This window comes from Ruminococcus sp. AF17-22AC (genome assembly GCF_003460065.1).
Classification (GTDB): domain Bacteria; phylum Bacillota; class Clostridia; order Lachnospirales; family Lachnospiraceae; genus Blautia_A.
Map to the genome: position 1 here is coordinate 1 of NZ_QRXT01000009.1, position 17,304 is coordinate 17,304.

The window sequence follows — 17,304 nt, forward strand, 5'->3', positions numbered from 1 at the left end:
AATGTGGTCATACGTGGCGAAATAGAGGATTCAGAATATGCCATGATCTTTCTGCGTGATATCACAGAGGCAAAGGTAGAGAGCGCACGGCATCTGCAGATGGCAGCGGATAATGCTTCCATGGAGCAGCTGATTCAGAGTATTGTGCGTCTGGTTGACCGCTTTGTTGTCTGTGATCTGGAAAATGACAGATATGAATTCTACAATCTGAATGGACAGATAATATATAAACCTCTGGGATTTTATCATGATTTTCAGATGCAGGTTCTTGAAAAATATAAGACACTGGAACCATTGGAAGCTATAGATATCCTGATAGCCCCGGATAATATTCGGAAAAAACTGAAAAGTGAAAATGATATTTATAAGTTTGAGTATTGCAGCCTGGATGAAAAGACTTATAAAATCGCTTCTTATATTCCCTTGGAATGGAAGAATGGAAAGCTGGAAAAGGTATTGTTGGCATCCATGGATGTGACACAGGAGAAGAAAGCAGAGATTGAATCCCGTCAGGCACTGAAAGAGGCTTACCGGTCCGCAGAAAATGCAAATCGTGCGAAAACAGAATTCCTTTCCAATATGTCCCATGATATCCGGACACCAATGAATGCGATTGTGGGTCTGACGGCAATCGCAGGAGCAAATGTTGAGAGCCAGGACAGAGTCATTGAATGCCTCAGCAAGATCACAGAATCAAGCCGCCATCTGCTGGGGCTGATCAATGAAGTATTGGATATGGCACGTATTGAAAGTGGAAAAATGACACTGGCACAGGAAGATTTCAATCTGTCAGAGCTGGTAGATAATCTTATTACACTTACGAAACCGGTGCTTGATGAACATAAACATAATTTTGATATACACATCAATCATATTGAACATGAGGCTGTCTGTGGTGACAGCCTGAGGATTCAGCAGGTATTTGTGAATCTGATGAGTAATGCGATCAAGTATACACCAGATGGTGGGAATATTATTTTTTCCATAGAGGAAAAGCCAAATGGATTTTCAGAACTTGGATGCTATGAATTTACGATTGAGGATAATGGGATCGGTATGTCACCGGAATTCCAGAAAATCATGTTTGATCCGTTCAGCCGTGCGGATGACCACCGGACAACCAGAGTCCAGGGAACTGGTCTGGGAATGGCAATCAGCAGAAATATTGTGAACCTGATGAATGGCACTATTAAAGTGGACAGTACCTTGCACAAGGGAACTAAAATCACAGTAACAATTTATCTGGAGCTTCAGGAAAAAGAAAAAGAACAGGACAAAAATCTGATGAATCTGCCGGTTCTGGTAGTGGATGATGATAAGACATGTTGTGAAAGTACAGTTGCCACACTGAAGGAAATCGGTATTATGGGTGAATGGGTTCTCTCTGGCAGGGAAGCGGTTGAGCGCTGTTATGCACGGCATGAGTTGAAAGATGATTACTTTGCTGTTATTTTAGACTGGAAGATGCCGGATATGGATGGTATAGAGACTGCCAGACAGATCCGGAAACGGATAGGAAAAGAGATCACCATCATTGTATTGACATCTTATGAATTCAGCGAAATTGAAGAAGAAGCAAAGGCTGCAGGTGTAGATGCTTTTATTGCAAAACCGCTGTTCCGTTCCCGGCTGACGGCAACACTACGGCAGTTTACTTCAGGCAGAAAAGAAAAAACAGCAAGAAATTATCTGGAGAAGTTGTCAGAATCAGATTACACAGGAAAAAGGATTCTGCTGGTTGAGGATAATGAGTTGAACAGAGAAATTGCTGGTGAAATTTTGCAGATGACAGGTGCAAAAGTGGAAACGGCAGAAAATGGGAAAATGGCAGTTGAGAAAGTGGAAGCTTCTCCGAAAGGTTCGTATGATCTTATTTTTATGGATATCCAAATGCCTGTTATGAATGGTTATGAGGCAACAGCGGCAATCAGGAGTCTTCCGGGTGAAAAGGGAAAACTGCCTATTGTTGCCATGACTGCCAATGCTTTTGCAGAAGATGTACAGTTGGCCAAAAATACAGGCATGAATGGACATATCGCGAAACCGCTGGATATGAATAAGCTGAATGATGTTCTGGAAAACTGGCTGTAATTGCCTTCCTGGATGCATGGGAAAAGCAGCTAGGAAACATAGAGAGGGTTTTGTTATGACAGAAACTAAATATATATATTTCCGAAGCTACCGCAGTCCATGGCAGAAAGACAACTTCTGGATATAAAATCAATCTCTATAGAAAGAGAATAAGACAATGTCAAAAGATGAATATTTAATTACAGATGCGCCTCTTAAAGCGCTGACTGTTTTTGCAATGCCTATGATTCTGGGCAGTTTTTTTCAACAAGTATATAATATGGCTGATTCTATTATTGTTGGTCAGTTTGTTGGCTCATCTGCACTTGCTGCAGTTGGTGCCTGCGCCGCACTTACGAATGTATTCATTTGTGTAGCATTGGGTGCAGGTGTAGGTGCAGGGGTTCTTGTAAGCCGTTATTTTGGTGCCCGGGATTATAGCAAAATGAAAACGATTGTGTCGACATCATTAATTAGTTTTCTGATTTTAAGTATACTTCTGGGTCTGTTTGGATTTTGCTTTTCCCATCCAATGATGAGTTTATTACAGACACCTGCTGATATATTGGATGAAGCGGTACTGTACCTTCGAGTGTATTTTGTGGGATTTCCATTTCTGTTTATGTACAATATCCTTTCAACGATGTTCACTTCAATCGGCGAATCAAAGATTCCGTTAGGTCTTTTAATATTTTCTTCGGTTTTAAATATATTTATGGATCTTTGGATGGTGGCTGGACTTGGTCTTGGCGTGTTTGGTGCAGCCCTTGCGACTCTTATTGCACAAGGAATTTCTGCAGTATTGTCACTTTTGATTTTCTTTAGGCGGATGCGCCGATATAAAAGTCACTTTAGCTGGTTTGACGGGCAGGAGTTACGTTCAATGCTTCGAATTGCTGTACCTTCGGTTCTTCAGCAGTCTACAGTGTCAATTGGGATGATGATTGTACAGGCGGTTGTAAATCCATTTGGTACACAGGCACTAGCGGGTTATTCGGCAACGATGAGAGTAGAGAATGTATTTTCACTGATATTTGTATCTATTGGAAATGCAGTTTCACCGTATGTTTCCCAAAATCTTGGTGCAAAGAAAATCGAACGTATCAAAAAAGGATATCATGCTGCACTGGTGTTAGATTTATGTTTTGCAGTTCTTGCTTTTATAGTTATTGAGACATTGCATACGCAAATTTCTTCGTTATTCTTAGGAAAAGACGGAACTGCTTTAGCTTATCAGGTATCAGGGGATTATATGAGCTGGCTAGGCTACTTTTTCATTTTCATGGGTATCAAGATGGCAACAGATGGAGTCCTTCGTGGGCTTGGAATCATGCGGCCATTTCTTATTGCAAATATGGTAAATCTTGCAATAAGATTGTCAGTTGCCTTAATCTGTGCCCCTCGTTTTGGTATTGCATTTGTCTGGCTTGCTGTACCGGCTGGATGGCTCGCAAACTTTTTGATTTCTTATGCGGCACTCAGAAAATTATGGCCGATTGATAAGGTGGATTCAATTTGATATATAATTTGACAAAACAGCCGTTTCTCTATATAATCTCATCTTTGACAGTTGATTAGTTAAAAAAGTGCCACAATCCCTGTAAATACAAGGGGGTGTGGCACTTTTATCTGCATACACGAAATATAGTAATGTTTTATCTCCGCTTACTTTTTTTCTGAATTCCTTTCATTTTCCGTTTTGTTATGAATTGATAGTCCGTTTTGAATCCGCAGGTTTCATGGAGATCATCAGTGATTTCCTGACGTTCATATATCGGCATGAAGCCATGTTCTTCTATATCCGTAAATTTTATGTCTTTTAAAGTGTGAAGTAATTGTTCTGTGGTATAAGTCCCTTTCAAGGAGCGGTTTCTCAATGTGGATTAACTTGATAACTCGGAATTTATGAAAATGGAAATTGGAGTTATATGAGGAAAAGTGAATTAGAAAATGTTTGAAAATTTTCATTATTAAATACATATATTTAAATTAAGAGAGTTGCGTAATCTTGCTCTGCTTTTCTTAACATGAATCTTTTGCAAACACTGTCTCCGGAACAAGAGGAAGTGCTTACGAAGTATTGCTATGAAATATTTGCCAGCGGAGCAGAGACAGAAGAGTTTTCCTATCGCCTAGTGATAAAGGATGGACTGAGATTAAAAAGTACGGTAAAATCTGTATTAGAAACGATGTCGTGAAATCTGAATTTGGAGGATAAAGCTGATGAACAGCAAAAAGATAATTATAGGAGTCACTATTGGAATAAGCGCAGCAATACTTTGGAGCGCTGTTTTTATAAACGTATTAAATAGCTTGGCTGGAATTGGAATTGGAATATGTCTGGGTATATCTTTTGGAACATCTGGCAGTCTTATTTTTTCAAAAAAAGATAAAGATAAATGATGATACAACTTCCAGATCGTATAATTTTGAAATTAAAAAAAGGAGGAATCGAGTACGATTCTTTAGGTATTTATCTATGAGAAGAAAAGATCGAGAAGTAACAAATATTATTGAAATTCTGCAGATTATTGAAAAAGCGAAAGTCCTGCATCTTGCTTTGTTTGATGCTGATTATCCCTACATCGTTCCACTTCACTACGGATACGAATATACAGAGGGTATCTTGATTTTCTACATGCACTGCGCAAAAGAAGGGCATAAGCTGGATCTGATCAGAAGTAATCCAAATGTGTGCATTGAGGTAGAAAGTGATGTTGAGCTTATATCCGGCGGAGATGTAGCTTGCAAACACGGAGCATCATTTGCATCTGTGATTGGGCGTGGCCGTGCAGAATTAACAGAGGATGTGCAGGAGAAAATACGAGGCCTTTCGCTCTTTATGAAAAATCAGACGGGTCGTGAATTCAATATCAATGAAGAGATGGCATCGACAGTAGAGGTCATCAAAGTTGTTATCTCAGAGTTCACAGCCAAATCAAGATCGAAAGCTTAACAGAATATGATGAAAATTACTTACATTAACCACAGTGGATTTTTAATTGAAACTAAAGATTGCTACTATATTTTTGACTATTATAAGGGTGAATTACCACTTCTTGACAAGAAAAAAGAAGTAATTGTTTTTTGCAGTCATTTTCATAAGGATCATTTTAATCCTGTGATTTTTGAGATCCTTGATGATATGAGCATGACATATCAGGCAATTTTGGCGAAAGATATACGCAAAAGAAAACATTTGCCAGATATGAAGATCACATATGTTTATCATGATCAGACTTATAATCTGGATAATGGCACCCAAGTCGATACATTGCTATCTAACGATAGTGGTGTAGCATTTATTGTCAAAACAAAGGAAGGCACCATTTATCATGCCGGTGACTTAAATGACTGGTATTGGGATGGTGAGCCAAACGCTGATAACCAGAGACTTACTTCAGCATATCGTGCGGAGATCAGGAAAATCAAGGGTATGCATTTTGATGCTGCATTTGTCCCCTTAGATCCGAGACAGGGAAATCACTATGCCGACGGGATCCTGTATTTCCTTAAAAATGTAGAGTGCAATGTCATTTTTCCAATGCATTACTGGAATGATGCCAATGTAATTAAGCGGTTTATTACGGAATATCCGCAATATAAATCACGTATTAAAAACACAGAATGTGCAAAAGGAGAAGAATTATGAAGTTTAGTGCGATCACAGGGCGTATCGTAGCCTCTCCAAACAAGTTTGTCAAGGAGATGTAGGTCAGTTCATTCTTGCTATGGATACCTGGTTTGAAAGATTGATGGTGGAATAATAGAGGCTGTGATAGAATGAAGAAAATGATTTGATACGCTAATCGGAATTGGGAGGCTATCGGAAATGACTGAAAGAGAAAAAATGCTAAGTGGAGAGTTGTACGATCCAACGGATAAAGAATTGGAGCAATTACGCGTGAATGCACGTAAATTAGCAAGAAAATACAATTCGACAGATGAAGATGACCAAGAAGAACAAGCACAGATATTGAGGGAATTATTGCCAGCAACAGAGGAACTTCCCTATTTACAGGCGCCTGTTTATTTTGACTACGGATGTAATACGTTCTTTGGAAAATTCAGTTCTGCTAATTTTAATTTTACATGTTTAGATGTCTGTGAAATACATATAGGCGATAATGTGATGATTGGTCCAAATGTTACATTGGCAACTCCTATGCATCCATTATTACCTGAAGAACGCAATATCAGGATGAGAGAAGATGGCAGCCTTTATAATCTTGAATATGCGAAACCAATAACTATAAAAGATAATTGCTGGCTGGCATCCAATGTGGTTGTTTGCGGTGGTGTCACCATAGGAGAAGGGTGTGTAATTGGTGCAGGGAGTGTTGTAACAAAAGATATTCCGCCGTATAGTTTGGCAGTTGGAAATCCATGCCGGGTCATTCGAAAAATAACTGAGAAAGATCATATGCCAGATGGAATTGAAAAGAATTGAAAAATTTGCAGAGATGACAAGAGGTTCATTTTAGTAAAGAAAATAAAATAATCACAATTAATAACGCGAGACTGTGAGAAAAAGTCTCGGGCAATGAGTCAGAAATGGTTCATTGCCTTTCTTGGCGTTATGGATTATTTTAATTTTTCTTTTTCGGCATTTAAGAGTTCAAGATTAAGCCCCTGTTCTCCGGCTGTCTTATCTACCCAAAGATTCAAAGAGTCTATAGCTAAAGAAATCTCATCAAGTTTTTTACTGATATAAGCAAAATCTTTTATTTCATCATCGCTGATCTTACCGTCACGGGCAATCTGGATCAGACGACCGGTAAGAGGATTGATTTCATTTAAACTGGCAATTGTCTCCAAAATGATATTTGACAGATCGGTCACTTCTACTTCAGGAACATAACGATAGCCGATTTCGCATTTGTGAGAGCAATAATAATTGCAAAGCTCTGGTCTTTTATAGGCATCTGCCATCTGGAGGATATCATAAGGCGTAGGTTTTTGTGTTTCATATTCAAATTTTTCAATTTTTGAATCAGAGACAGCATCCATTTTTTCACTGGCCTCTGCTCTTGTAAGTCCTGCCGCTTCTCGGCAAAGCTGGTAAATTGTTTTGTTTTCCCTGGTGGATTGCTTACCCATGAGAATTTCCTCCCTGTATATGGCTAAACATGAGGATTATCAATATTTAAGTCCTCATGCAAGACGTGTATTTCTCGTATAGAGTTTATTATACTTGAATTATCTATTAACAACAAGCTCAATAATGAACATGAAGTCAAAAAGAGTGAAAGAGAGGTTACAGAAAGGGCATTATGAACAAACAGGAAATCAATGAATCTATTGAAAAAGAAAATTCGGAGATAAAAAAATTTAATTAAGCATAATGTAGACGGTGTGCTATAATTACTGACAGTAGACATCAGAAAAGAAGGGACAAAATATGCAGATCAGTTTATTACTAATGGAAGAGATTGCAAAGCTTTTTGCGATCATGCTTATGGGATATGCGGTTGTAAAAGCTGGACTTATGAAGTCGTCGGAGAGTAAAAGCATATCTGTAGTCATGGTTTATCTGGTTATTCCATGCGTGATTATCGACGCATTTCAGGTGGACTATACAGCAGATGTAAAAAAAGGATTGTTCCTGGCATGTGCAGCAGCAGTTCTGGTACATGTTTTATTTCTGATACTTACCACAATATTAAAACAAGCATTACAGCTGGATACGATTGAGCGTGCAACTGTTATTTATTCAAATGCCGGGATACTGGTAATTCCGCTGGTACAGGATTTGCTTGGACAGGAGTACGTTATTTACTCCAGTGCTTATATTGCGGTACAGCTGATTCTGATCTGGACACACTGCAAAAATATGCTTTGCGAAGAAGATAGATTAGAGTGGAAAAAAGTATTTCTGAACGTAAATATTATTTCAATCATAGTAGGAGTGATATTGTTTATCTGCAGAATCCAGTTGCCTTCAGGCATGCAGGATGTCCTGGATATGATGAATAATATGATTGGTCCGATCGGTATGCTGCTTGCCGGAATGGTTATTGCGGATGTACCTCTTAAGACTGTATTTACTAAAAAAAGGAACTATGTTTCGACAGTATTGAGATTGATTATTTATCCAATATTTATATTGATTTTAATGAAAATGATTAATACATTTGCGGGAGTGAATGATTCCAAACAGATTCTCCTGACTGTGTATATTGCATCCATAACACCTGCCTGCGCAACTGTGACATCCATGGCGCAACTATATGATAAAGATGCGGCATATGCGAGCTCATTGTATGTACTTACGACACTGCTGTCAATTGTGACCATGCCAGTGATGGTGGGAATGTATGAGATGTTTGTGTGAGAGAATAGAAAGATTGAAGAAATGACAGAAGAGACACTGACTTCGGTTGGTGTCTTTTTTTATGTAATAGGAAATTACTCCGTAATGTTCCTATTACATAAAAACGCTCCGCGAGGATGCGACCAGATGCATGAGGAACATGTCTGCTGAAGCAGACTGCATCTGGCGCGCAAAGCGTAACAAGTCCCTCAAAGATTGAGGGATTCAGGGAGTTTGAAGCGGACTTGTCCGCTTTGTTCTTGGTTGTCGGGATTTTTGTACAGTCATTTGCTATAAAATGATAACATCAAAAAAATCCAAGGAGGACTGGCAGATGAAAGGTTATAACACAAGCAACGGATATATGGGATATGTAGAAGGTAAATACATTTTATTTGCCAGTGAACAGGAATATTTCGAATTTATGGAAGATTAAGAGGAAGAAGGGCAATGAATATGACAAGGAAGCAATTAAAGTAACTTACGAAGGTCTGGGAAAAATTGGATATGTAGCAAACAGTTCCTATACAGTGCTCGGAGATTCCATGAGTGCCGGAAGAATCTATGACAAAATCGGAAAGAAGGCAAAAGCAAAAGTGGCGCTTGTCACAGATCACGGAACAATCTGCAGCATCAGCAAGAAGAGTCTTCTGGATAATCAAAAGAAGGTTAAGAAATCTGAAACAGAAATTGAAAAATAAAGAAATCCGAGGGAGGAAAAGTTATGTTTGGCTTTGATAAGATGTTTGATTTTAACAGAGACGGGAAATTGGATAGCTTGGAACGTGCTGTACAGTTTCAGTTCATGGACGATATGTTGAAGGAAGATCACAGCAGTTCTGATTTTAACGAAGATGAAGCAGACGTTTTCGGTGATGCCGGACTCGATTATGATGAGTTGGAATTTATGGATCCGGATGAAAGAAGAGAAGTGTTGGAGGATGCAGGATTGGATCCGGATGAGTTTGATTTTTAAGAGGAGGATTCAACGAATGAAGTCAAATATAGAAATGAAAATGGAGCTTATGGAGCGAAGACAATGCGTTATTTTATAGGAGAGTTTAATCATGAGTAGAGGAAAAGAAGTAAAAACAAATAAGAGAAAAAATGGGAATGAACAGACGTGAATTTAGTGACTACTATGGTATTCCGTATCGTACCATTCAAGATTGGGAAGCAGGAGAATTCTATCAGATAGAAGATTGCAATAAGATGATTTATATTGGATCGGATCTTCCTGATGAGTATACGCACTCAAATTACACTCGGATTTTGAAAGGAGCAAATGCGAAAGCAAAAGCGAATGCTGCACAGGGATTACCGGAATTACTTAAAATAGCAACGAACGAGGTTTATGAAGATAATCGTAAGGAGAAGCATAGTAAAGATGCTAAATATGGTTGGTATTCATATGATTCAAGATTTGCTCTTCCGGTATTTAGTGATGATGGAGAAATAGAAAGATACAACGTTTTTAATGTTGCGATGTTGGTAAGACATACATCAAGCGTTTTTATGTACGTCGTTTTGCAAATAATGTCAATCGCAGAATGAAAAGGATTCTGTATGGAAATCTGGTAGGAAAGAGCAGACCAAGCCTTCGAGAAGAAGGCGAGGGCGATATCACGACCAAAGCAATCCTCGATGTGGATGATTGCGTAGAGGGAATGCGAAAATTTACGACGGAAGTCTTTGACACAGGAGCGGGAAAGAGTACGCTTTTTAAACTTCTGCTTGGACTATATGAACCGCAGGAGGGAGAAGTACTGGTCGGTGGAATCCTTGCCGGGCAGCTGACCGAAAAAGAAAGACGAAAATGGTTTGGCTACGTGGAGCAGTCTTATCACATGGTGCCGGGAACGATTAGAGATCAGATTACTTTATACGATGAGTCGATCACGGAAGAGCAGTCGTGGCAGAATCGGAGATTCTGCTTCTGGATGAGATTACTACAAACCTGGATGCCGAGACGGAACACTAGGTGTTGCAGGCATTGAAGAGAGCATCGGAGAACAGAACAGTTATCAACATTTTGCGTAGAGCACCGTTTAAAGAGAGGAAAAATATACAATAATCATAATATCAATATACAAAAGTAAAAAAACTATAAAAAAATCGCCGATTATTAGAAATACAATCGGCGATTTTTTGTGTATAATAGACACATCATGAATGAAGGAAGAAAAGGAGGAACTATGGAAAAGGTATTACTGAATATGAAGGCCATAAGCAAAACTTTCGGAAGTGTGCAGGCATTAAAAGAAGTTTCTCTGGACCTTTATGCAGGTGAAGTACTTGCTCTGATGGGAGAAAACGGAGCAGGAAAATCTACACTGATGAACATTCTCAGTGGCTCCCTTCAGCCTACAAAAGGTGAAATTTATCTGAAAGGTGAAAAAGTAACGGTCCCGGGACCGATCGCAGCCAAAAAACTAGGAATTTCTAAAATTCATCAGGAACTCCAGATTGTTCCGGAATTGAGCGTGGCAGAAAACATTTTTCTCGGCAGATGGATGAAGAAAAAGGGTGGATCGGTTGACTTTAAGACTATGGCTACAGAGGCTCGTAAATATCTGGAGATGTTGGATGTACATGTTGATCCGGCAACAAAATTAAAAGATTTAAGAATCGGAGAGCAGCAGCTTGTTGAGATCGCAAAGGCGATATCTTTGAATTCTGAAATTATTATCATGGACGAACCGACTTCTGCTATTAGTGAAAAAGAAGCCGAAAAGCTGTTTACAATTATTCGAAAGCTTCGTTCAGAGGGAAAGGGAATTATATACATCACACATCGAATGGAAGAAATTTTCCAGATCGCAGACAGACTTACTGTAATGCGTGATGGAACGTATATAGGTACCGTAAAGGCCTCTGAGACCTCAAAAGATGAGATCATAAAGATGATGGTCGGACGTGATATGAGCGAGCAGTATCCTAAAGATCCTACTGAAAAAGGCGAGATTGCTCTTAAAGTAGAAAACCTCACATACACTCCACCAGAAGGAAGTTTCCGAAGATCACTCAAGAATATTTCCCTGTATGTAAGACATGGTGAAGTTCTTGGAATCGCAGGACTTGCAGGTGCAGGAAGGTCTGAACTTTTCGAATGTCTGGCAGGTGTGCATTACAAAGATACCACAGCAAAGATTTTTATCGATGGTAAAGAAGTAATTATAAAAAATCCTGCAGATGCGATCAAAGCGGGCATTTCTTTTGCAACTGAAGACAGAAAGGGAACGGGTCTTGTTTTGCAGAGATCCATTGGAGAGAATATGTCTCTTCCTCTTCTGAAAAAATTCAGTCCGACATTTTTTATGAAATCCGGGGAAGAGAAAAAAGAATGGAACAAACAGATGGAAACTCTCAGAATAAAAGCTCCTGGAACGAAGACTCTCGCCAGTGCGCTTTCCGGAGGAAATCAGCAGAAGGTTGTACTTGGAAGATGGTTGATGACGGAACCGAAAATTCTTCTTCTGGATGAACCTACTCGAGGAATTGACGTAGGTGCAAAAGCAGAAATATACCAGTTAATCAACAATCTTGCGAAACAGGGGATGGCGATTATTGTAGTATCCTCAGAGCTTCCGGAAGTAATCGGTATTTCAGACAGAATCGTTACTTTCTGTGAGGGAGAACTGACGGGTGAATATCTCCAGGAAGAAGCTACACAGGAAAAACTTCTTCAGAGTGCAACAAAATAAGGAGGGTGGACAGATGGATAACAAAAAGAAAATGAAAGCTATGATCAAGCAGATGCAGAGTGTAATTGCACTGGTTATTATCTTTGTGGTCGCATCTACAATCTGCATTAAGGATGGCAGAAATAACTTTCTGGACATAAGAAACCTGATGAACGTGCTGAGAGCCGTATCAGAAAATGGAATCATTGCAATTGGTATGACGATTATTCTGATCCTTGGCGATATTGATCTTTCTGTAGGTTCTGTTGTAGGTCTTATCTCAACAGGATGTGCATATCTGATGGTAAAGAGTGGTCTGGGATTTGTACCGGCTATTCTTGTAAGTCTTGGAATCGGAGCACTGTTTGGACTGTTTAATGGATTATGTATCACAAAGCTGAGACTTCAGGCTTTTATCGTTACCCTTGCATCTATGAATATCGCGAGAGGACTTGCAAGATTCTGGGCAAACGGAATCGGGATCCCGCTTGCATATGGTAAAGGTGAAGGAATGGCTCCACCGGCATTTGAAGTACTTCAGATGCGTCTCTGGGGAATCGTACCTGTACCGGCAATCATCTTTATTGTTCTTCTGATTGTTTTTCAGATCATTCTGAGTAAAACAAGATTCGGAAGACAGGTATATGCGATTGGTGGAAATAAGAATGCTGCATATCTTTCAGGTATCAAAGTAGACAGAATTAAGATCTATGCATTTATGATCTGCGCAATGCTTTCATCTGTTGCTGCTATGATTCACGCAGCTCAGATCAGCCAGGGTGGACCGAACGAAGGTCAGGGCTATGAACTTAACGCAGTTGCAGCCTGTGCCATTGGAGGAACAAGTCTTGCAGGCGGCAAAGGAACTGTTTTTGGTACACTGATTGGAGCACTTATCCTTGGTATGCTGGATAATGTCCTTGGTCTTAAAGGCGTCAATTCAAATCTTCAGCTGATGGTTAAAGGATTTCTCATCATTATTGCAGTATTTATGCAGGCAGATAAAGTGAGTGATTGATAATAAAAGAAAATAATTCTCAGGTTCTGTCCGGCAGCAGGACCGGGGAATAAAATAATAAATAAAAGCGATGCCGGAGAAAGAAGGTAAGTATGAATAAAAAAGCGATCAGTATCCTCTTAACAGCAGCTATGGGTGTTTCTGTTCTGGCAGCAGGCACAGTTACAGTCAGTGCAGCAGAGAAAAAGGACAAATATGTGATCGGAATGTCACAGTGTAATCTTGGTGAACCATGGCGTGTAGCTATGAATGATCAGATTGCAATGGCAGCAGAAAAACATCCGGAATTTGAGGTTATTTTTGCAGATGCTGCTCAGGATAACTCCAAACAGATTGCAGATATTGAAAACTTTGTACAGATGGGTGTAGACCTCATCATTACATCTCCTAACGAAGCTACACCACTTACTAATGCAGTCAGTGCAGCTTATGATGCAGGAATCCCGGTTATTCTTCTTGATAGAAAGATTGACGGAGACAAGTATACTCAGTTTATCGGTGCAGACAACGTAGATATGGGACGTATCGCAGGAGAATATGTTGCAGATACACTTCTTCCTGACGGTGGTAAAGTTTGTGAGATCAAAGGTCTTGAAGGAACTTCTGGTGGAATCGACAGAGATAACGGTTTCCGTGAAGGAATCAAGAAAAATGACAAGATTGAAATCGTAGCTGTAAACAATGCAGACTGGCTTCGTGAAAAAGCAATCACAGTTGCAGAAGAAATGCTTCAGACAAATGATGAGATTGATCTTTTCCTGGCGTTAAATGACCCGATGGCAGAAGGTGCATATATTGCTGCTAAGAATGCAGGAAAAGAAGGAGACATCCTTTTCGTTGGATTTGATGGACTTCCTACACCTGATGGTGGAATCCGAAGCGTTATGGACGGAAGACTCAGCATGACTCAGGTTTATCCTACAGGTGGTACAGAAGCAATCGAAAGTGCTTATCAGCTGCTTGTTGAAGGTAAAGAGCTTGATAAAACTCTGACTCTTACTTCTGAAATCGTTGTCCCGGATAATGCAGAAGAACTCCTTGCAAAATACGGCGGATCTGCAGAATAATCAGATTTGAAAAATTATAAAAATGAAATATAGTACGATGCGAAGAAACGGGAATGGCTTAGGCTGTTCCTGTTTTTTCTTTCTGTTTGACATGAAGAGATACTTACTATATCATGGGAGAATAGACAGATAAAAGGAGGATAATATGTTCAGTAAACTGAAAAGAATTCTGCATCCGGAAAATATGCTGTTCAAAATGATCATACTGAACTGTGGCCTGCTTTTGTTAGTTACATTGGTCCTTACAGCTGCTGGAAACTATATATATGAGGAATCTATTGCAGAAAGATCCTATGCAAACACAATGGAAATCCAGAATCAGGTGTTGAAATCGCTTGATCTGATTTTTAAATCCGTAGAGGATAATGTTGAGGCTTTGGGAAATTATCCGGAAGTACAAGAGTATTTAAAAGTAGATGCTGAAAATCAGCAGGCAAGCCGTGTAGAATTGGAAAGACAGGTGCGAGACCTTCTTCTGGATTATTCCAGAATATACAGTGAATATTTGAATATTGTTGTTGTCAGTGAGAAAGGCCAGTATCTTTCTAATGATTCATACCGAGTCAAAAAGCTTCCGCTTACGGAAGAAAAATGGTATCAGGATGCGGTTCTGGCAAATGGAGAACTGGTTTTAAGTCCTACCAGTCTGGGACGAAATTTAAAAGCCTGGAAAAACTACAGTACAGACAATTATGTCAGCACAGTTAAATTAATTTGTGACAGCCAGACGTCTGCGGGGATTGGTGTGATCCTTATAGATTTGGATTTGAAGAGTATTCAGAATCTTGTTGAAGATATTACAATGGGACAGACTGGATTTGGTTATATACAGGATAGTCAGGGGCATGTGCTCTATGCACCCCAAAATGAAGTTGTATACCGGATGAATCCAAACTGGGTCACGGACGGAGAGAGTGGACGTGTCAGATGTCGCATAAAGGGAAAAGATTACAATGTCATATATAGTCATTCAAAATATACAGACCTGACTGCAGTTGGAGTATTTGACTGGGGGAAAACTATCGAAGGCATTTCCAGAGCAAGGACAGTTTCGAAATGGATTGCAGTTATAATAATGATCTTTGCGGCAGGAGCAACGGTTATTTTTTCGGCATCCATTACAAGGCCTATTTCGACGCTTTCAAAACTTATGAAAAAAGCGCAGACCGGAGATATGACGGTTCGTTTTGTAAATCATTATAAAGGTGAAATAGGGCAGCTGGGAGATTCTTTTAATGCAATGGTAGAAAAAATTAATGAACTTCTTGGCGTTGTATACAAAGAACAGAAAAATAAAAGAGAAGCAGAGCTTAAGATTCTTCATGAGCAGATTAAGCCGCACTTTCTTTATAATACACTTGATACGATACAGTGGATGGCAAAGCAGTACCATGCGCTGGATATTGTTGATCTGGTGCTTGCTTTGTCAGGATTTTTCCGTATCAGTCTGAGTCAGGGAAAAGAATTTATTACATTGGAACAGGAAGTTTTAATGGTAAAGAATTATCTGGACATCCAGAAAGTACGGTATGAGGATCTGTTTGAATATAAAACAGAGATTGAAGAAGGACTAGGAAATTATATGGTATTAAAAATCTGTCTTCAGCCGCTTGTGGAAAATGCTCTTTATCATGGGATAAAGGAATCTGATCAGGACAGAGGAACTATATGGATCCGTGCTTTTTCAGAGTCAGAGGATTCGATCATACTTAAGGTAGAAGATGATGGTGCTGGCATGAGTCAGGAAAGAATAGATCAATTGAATTCCTGGCTGAAACTGAAAGAACGTGGAGAAGAAGTAAAAGCCTATGGAACGTTGAATGTAAATGACCGCATAAAGATCGCTTACGGTGACGAATACGGACTTCATTATGAAAAGAGAACGGGAGGAGGTACCGTGGCTGTTGTAAGGCTCAAACGGCTGCAGAAAGAAGTATGTGGAAAGTTTTGATTGCTGATGACGAACCGAAAATTCGTCAGGGATTAAAAAGTGTATTGGAGGAAATGAAACTTCCGATCACAGTCTGTGCAGAAGCACGGAATGGAATGGAAGCATTAGAAAAAATTGAGCAGTTTCAACCGGATTTTATTCTGATGGATATCTGTATGCCTAAGTTGAGTGGTATACAGTTTCTGGAGGAATTGAGAAAGCTGGATAAAAACTGTCCGGTAATCGTAATCTCCGGATTTAATGAGTTTTCCTATGCAAAACAGGCAATTAAGCTTGGGGTTTCCGAATATCTTTTGAAACCTATCGCAGAGGAAGAACTTCAAGCTGCGGTCGTGAAGGTGACTGAAGAGATAAAGCAGAAGCGAAAATCTGAAAAATTCATGGAACTTGTGAAACAACAGATGATTCAGAATCAGGATTATCTGAGAGATGTGTTTTTCAATGAATGGATGGAAGGAAAATTATCTAGATTCGAATGGGAAGAACAGGCAAGATTTCTTGATATGGATTTTCCGGATAATATGATTCTCATACTTGTGTCAGTTCAGTCCAGTTATGACAAGAAAATTGATAAAGGTACGGTAACTGAGGAAATATATAAGATCACTCTTGAAAAGATTATCAGAGAACTTATGGAGCCATATCATACGGTAAGTGTGTTTTCCAGTAAGTATGAGGATGTAGCGATTGTTATGGAAAAGCTGCCGGAAAATTTTCAGGAGTTCAGTGCAGATCTTCAGCTGCAGACAGAAGAAAAAGTGGGTGGAAAGTGTTTTATTACGGCAAGAGAATGTACTTTTGAAACATTGCCTGATATTAGCCGTGAGATGCGCCGGGAAGTGCAGAAAATGCAGGAATGCAGACCAATTGTCCAGGACGCAAGAAAATATATTTATGCCAATTATCAGGACAGAAATCTGGATCTCAGACAGGTGTCACATGCAATTGGCTGTAATTCTTCTTATATTAGCAGGATTATGAAACAGGAATTGGGGATATCTTTTAAAGATTTTCTTACAAGGCTTCGTATCAGTCAGGCAATGCGGCTTATGGAAGATCGGGAATTGTCGATTAATCAGATTGCAGAAAAGGTAGGGTACAGCAACCAGCACTATTTTTCTGCTGCATTTAAAAACTGTCAGGGTATGTCGCCCTCAGAATTCCGTAAAAATATGCTGCAGATTGACAGAAACGGATTATAA

The 17,304-nt window shown here is 39.4% G+C and carries 16 protein-coding genes and 1 pseudogene; 16 read left to right on the forward strand and 1 reads right to left on the reverse strand.

What is annotated here, in order from left to right; translation table 11 throughout:
• The 6 genes from DWW86_RS12375 to DWW86_RS12405 all read left to right on the forward strand — a co-directional run.
• Positions 1 to 2,091 (forward strand): hybrid sensor histidine kinase/response regulator (locus tag DWW86_RS12375; protein WP_117943465.1); only part of this gene is annotated, 2,091 nt, incomplete at its 5' end.
• A gap of 157 nt (positions 2,092 to 2,248) precedes the next feature.
• Positions 2,249 to 3,589 (forward strand): MATE family efflux transporter, encoded by a 1,341-nt coding sequence (locus DWW86_RS12380; protein WP_117943467.1) that lies wholly within the window; start codon positions 2,249 to 2,251, stop codon positions 3,587 to 3,589.
• A 704-nt stretch (positions 3,590 to 4,293) separates the two neighbouring features.
• The gene (locus tag DWW86_RS12390; RefSeq protein ID WP_117943469.1) at positions 4,294 to 4,473 is read left to right on the forward strand and encodes a hypothetical protein; all 180 of its coding nucleotides are present in this window, start codon (positions 4,294 to 4,296) and stop codon (positions 4,471 to 4,473) included.
• Positions 4,474 to 4,549: 76 nt separating this feature from the next.
• Positions 4,550 to 5,026 (forward strand): pyridoxamine 5'-phosphate oxidase family protein, encoded by a 477-nt coding sequence (locus DWW86_RS12395; RefSeq protein WP_117943471.1) that lies wholly within the window; start codon positions 4,550 to 4,552, stop codon positions 5,024 to 5,026.
• Positions 5,027 to 5,032: 6 nt separating this feature from the next.
• The gene (locus DWW86_RS12400; RefSeq protein WP_353652708.1) at positions 5,033 to 5,722 is read left to right on the forward strand and encodes an MBL fold metallo-hydrolase; all 690 of its coding nucleotides are present in this window, start codon (positions 5,033 to 5,035) and stop codon (positions 5,720 to 5,722) included.
• 180 nt (positions 5,723 to 5,902) lie between these two features.
• Positions 5,903 to 6,520, forward strand: coding sequence for a sugar O-acetyltransferase (locus DWW86_RS12405; RefSeq protein WP_072522408.1), 618 nt, complete (start codon positions 5,903 to 5,905; stop codon positions 6,518 to 6,520).
• Between the two features lie 134 nt (positions 6,521 to 6,654).
• On the opposite strand, the gene DWW86_RS12410 is transcribed toward DWW86_RS12405, so the two are convergent.
• A complete protein-coding gene (locus DWW86_RS12410) occupies positions 6,655 to 7,170 on the reverse strand; it encodes a helix-turn-helix domain-containing protein (protein WP_072522407.1) in 516 nt (171 codons plus the stop codon).
• Between the two features lie 301 nt (positions 7,171 to 7,471).
• Here DWW86_RS12410 and DWW86_RS12415 point away from each other — a divergent pair, with 301 nt between their 5' ends.
• The 10 genes and pseudogenes from DWW86_RS12415 (at position 7,472) to DWW86_RS12460 (ending at position 17,304) form a co-directional block, all read left to right on the forward strand.
• The gene (locus tag DWW86_RS12415) at positions 7,472 to 8,404 is read left to right on the forward strand and encodes an AEC family transporter (protein WP_072522406.1); all 933 of its coding nucleotides are present in this window, start codon (positions 7,472 to 7,474) and stop codon (positions 8,402 to 8,404) included.
• 380 nt (positions 8,405 to 8,784) lie between these two features.
• A complete protein-coding gene (locus DWW86_RS12420) occupies positions 8,785 to 9,084 on the forward strand; it encodes a hypothetical protein (RefSeq protein WP_353652709.1) in 300 nt (99 codons plus the stop codon).
• Positions 9,085 to 9,107: 23 nt separating this feature from the next.
• A complete protein-coding gene (locus tag DWW86_RS12425; RefSeq protein ID WP_072522404.1) occupies positions 9,108 to 9,359 on the forward strand; it encodes a hypothetical protein in 252 nt (83 codons plus the stop codon).
• Between the two features lie 119 nt (positions 9,360 to 9,478).
• On the forward strand, positions 9,479 to 9,937 hold the full coding sequence (locus tag DWW86_RS12430) for a helix-turn-helix domain-containing protein (protein ID WP_353652710.1): 459 nt from the start codon (positions 9,479 to 9,481) through the stop codon (positions 9,935 to 9,937).
• A pseudogene (locus tag DWW86_RS12435) lies at positions 9,883 to 10,457 on the forward strand (ATP-binding cassette domain-containing protein); the annotation flags it as partial. The gene DWW86_RS12430 and the pseudogene DWW86_RS12435, both read left to right, overlap by 55 nt.
• Before the next feature lie 121 nt (positions 10,458 to 10,578).
• Positions 10,579 to 12,087, forward strand: a complete 1,509-nt coding sequence (locus DWW86_RS12440; RefSeq protein ID WP_072522401.1) for a sugar ABC transporter ATP-binding protein — start codon at positions 10,579 to 10,581, stop codon at positions 12,085 to 12,087.
• A 13-nt stretch (positions 12,088 to 12,100) separates the two neighbouring features.
• Entirely contained in the window at positions 12,101 to 13,084 is a 984-nt protein-coding gene (locus DWW86_RS12445) for an ABC transporter permease (RefSeq protein ID WP_072522400.1), read from the forward strand.
• A 92-nt stretch (positions 13,085 to 13,176) separates the two neighbouring features.
• Entirely contained in the window at positions 13,177 to 14,151 is a 975-nt protein-coding gene (locus DWW86_RS12450; protein WP_072522399.1) for a substrate-binding domain-containing protein, read from the forward strand.
• 145 nt (positions 14,152 to 14,296) lie between these two features.
• Complete coding sequence (locus tag DWW86_RS12455; RefSeq protein ID WP_117943478.1) at positions 14,297 to 16,102, forward strand: cache domain-containing sensor histidine kinase; 1,806 nt, start codon at positions 14,297 to 14,299, stop codon at positions 16,100 to 16,102.
• On the forward strand, positions 16,087 to 17,304 hold the full coding sequence (locus DWW86_RS12460; protein WP_117943480.1) for a response regulator transcription factor: 1,218 nt from the start codon (positions 16,087 to 16,089) through the stop codon (positions 17,302 to 17,304). The genes DWW86_RS12455 and DWW86_RS12460 overlap by 16 nt, the downstream gene beginning before the upstream one ends.

Excerpts from the sequence above, each read along its gene's own strand:
- DWW86_RS12410 (WP_072522407.1), bottom strand. The coding sequence starts at position 7,170 with ATGGGTAAGCAATCCACCAGGGAAAACAAAACAATTTACCAGCTTTGC.
- DWW86_RS12425 (WP_072522404.1), top strand. The coding sequence starts at position 9,108 with ATGTTTGGCTTTGATAAGATGTTTGATTTTAACAGAGACGGGAAATTG.
- DWW86_RS12455 (WP_117943478.1), top strand. The coding sequence starts at position 14,297 with ATGTTCAGTAAACTGAAAAGAATTCTGCATCCGGAAAATATGCTGTTC.
- DWW86_RS12400 (WP_353652708.1), top strand. The coding sequence starts at position 5,033 with ATGATGAAAATTACTTACATTAACCACAGTGGATTTTTAATTGAAACT.
- DWW86_RS12415 (WP_072522406.1), top strand. The coding sequence starts at position 7,472 with ATGCAGATCAGTTTATTACTAATGGAAGAGATTGCAAAGCTTTTTGCG.
- DWW86_RS12380 (WP_117943467.1), top strand. The coding sequence starts at position 2,249 with ATGTCAAAAGATGAATATTTAATTACAGATGCGCCTCTTAAAGCGCTG.
- DWW86_RS12440 (WP_072522401.1), top strand. The coding sequence starts at position 10,579 with ATGGAAAAGGTATTACTGAATATGAAGGCCATAAGCAAAACTTTCGGA.
- DWW86_RS12405 (WP_072522408.1), top strand. The coding sequence starts at position 5,903 with ATGACTGAAAGAGAAAAAATGCTAAGTGGAGAGTTGTACGATCCAACG.
- DWW86_RS12395 (WP_117943471.1), top strand. The coding sequence starts at position 4,550 with ATGAGAAGAAAAGATCGAGAAGTAACAAATATTATTGAAATTCTGCAG.
- DWW86_RS12390 (WP_117943469.1), top strand. The coding sequence starts at position 4,294 with ATGAACAGCAAAAAGATAATTATAGGAGTCACTATTGGAATAAGCGCA.
- DWW86_RS12445 (WP_072522400.1), top strand. The coding sequence starts at position 12,101 with ATGGATAACAAAAAGAAAATGAAAGCTATGATCAAGCAGATGCAGAGT.
- DWW86_RS12450 (WP_072522399.1), top strand. The coding sequence starts at position 13,177 with ATGAATAAAAAAGCGATCAGTATCCTCTTAACAGCAGCTATGGGTGTT.
- DWW86_RS12460 (WP_117943480.1), top strand. The coding sequence starts at position 16,087 with ATGTGGAAAGTTTTGATTGCTGATGACGAACCGAAAATTCGTCAGGGA.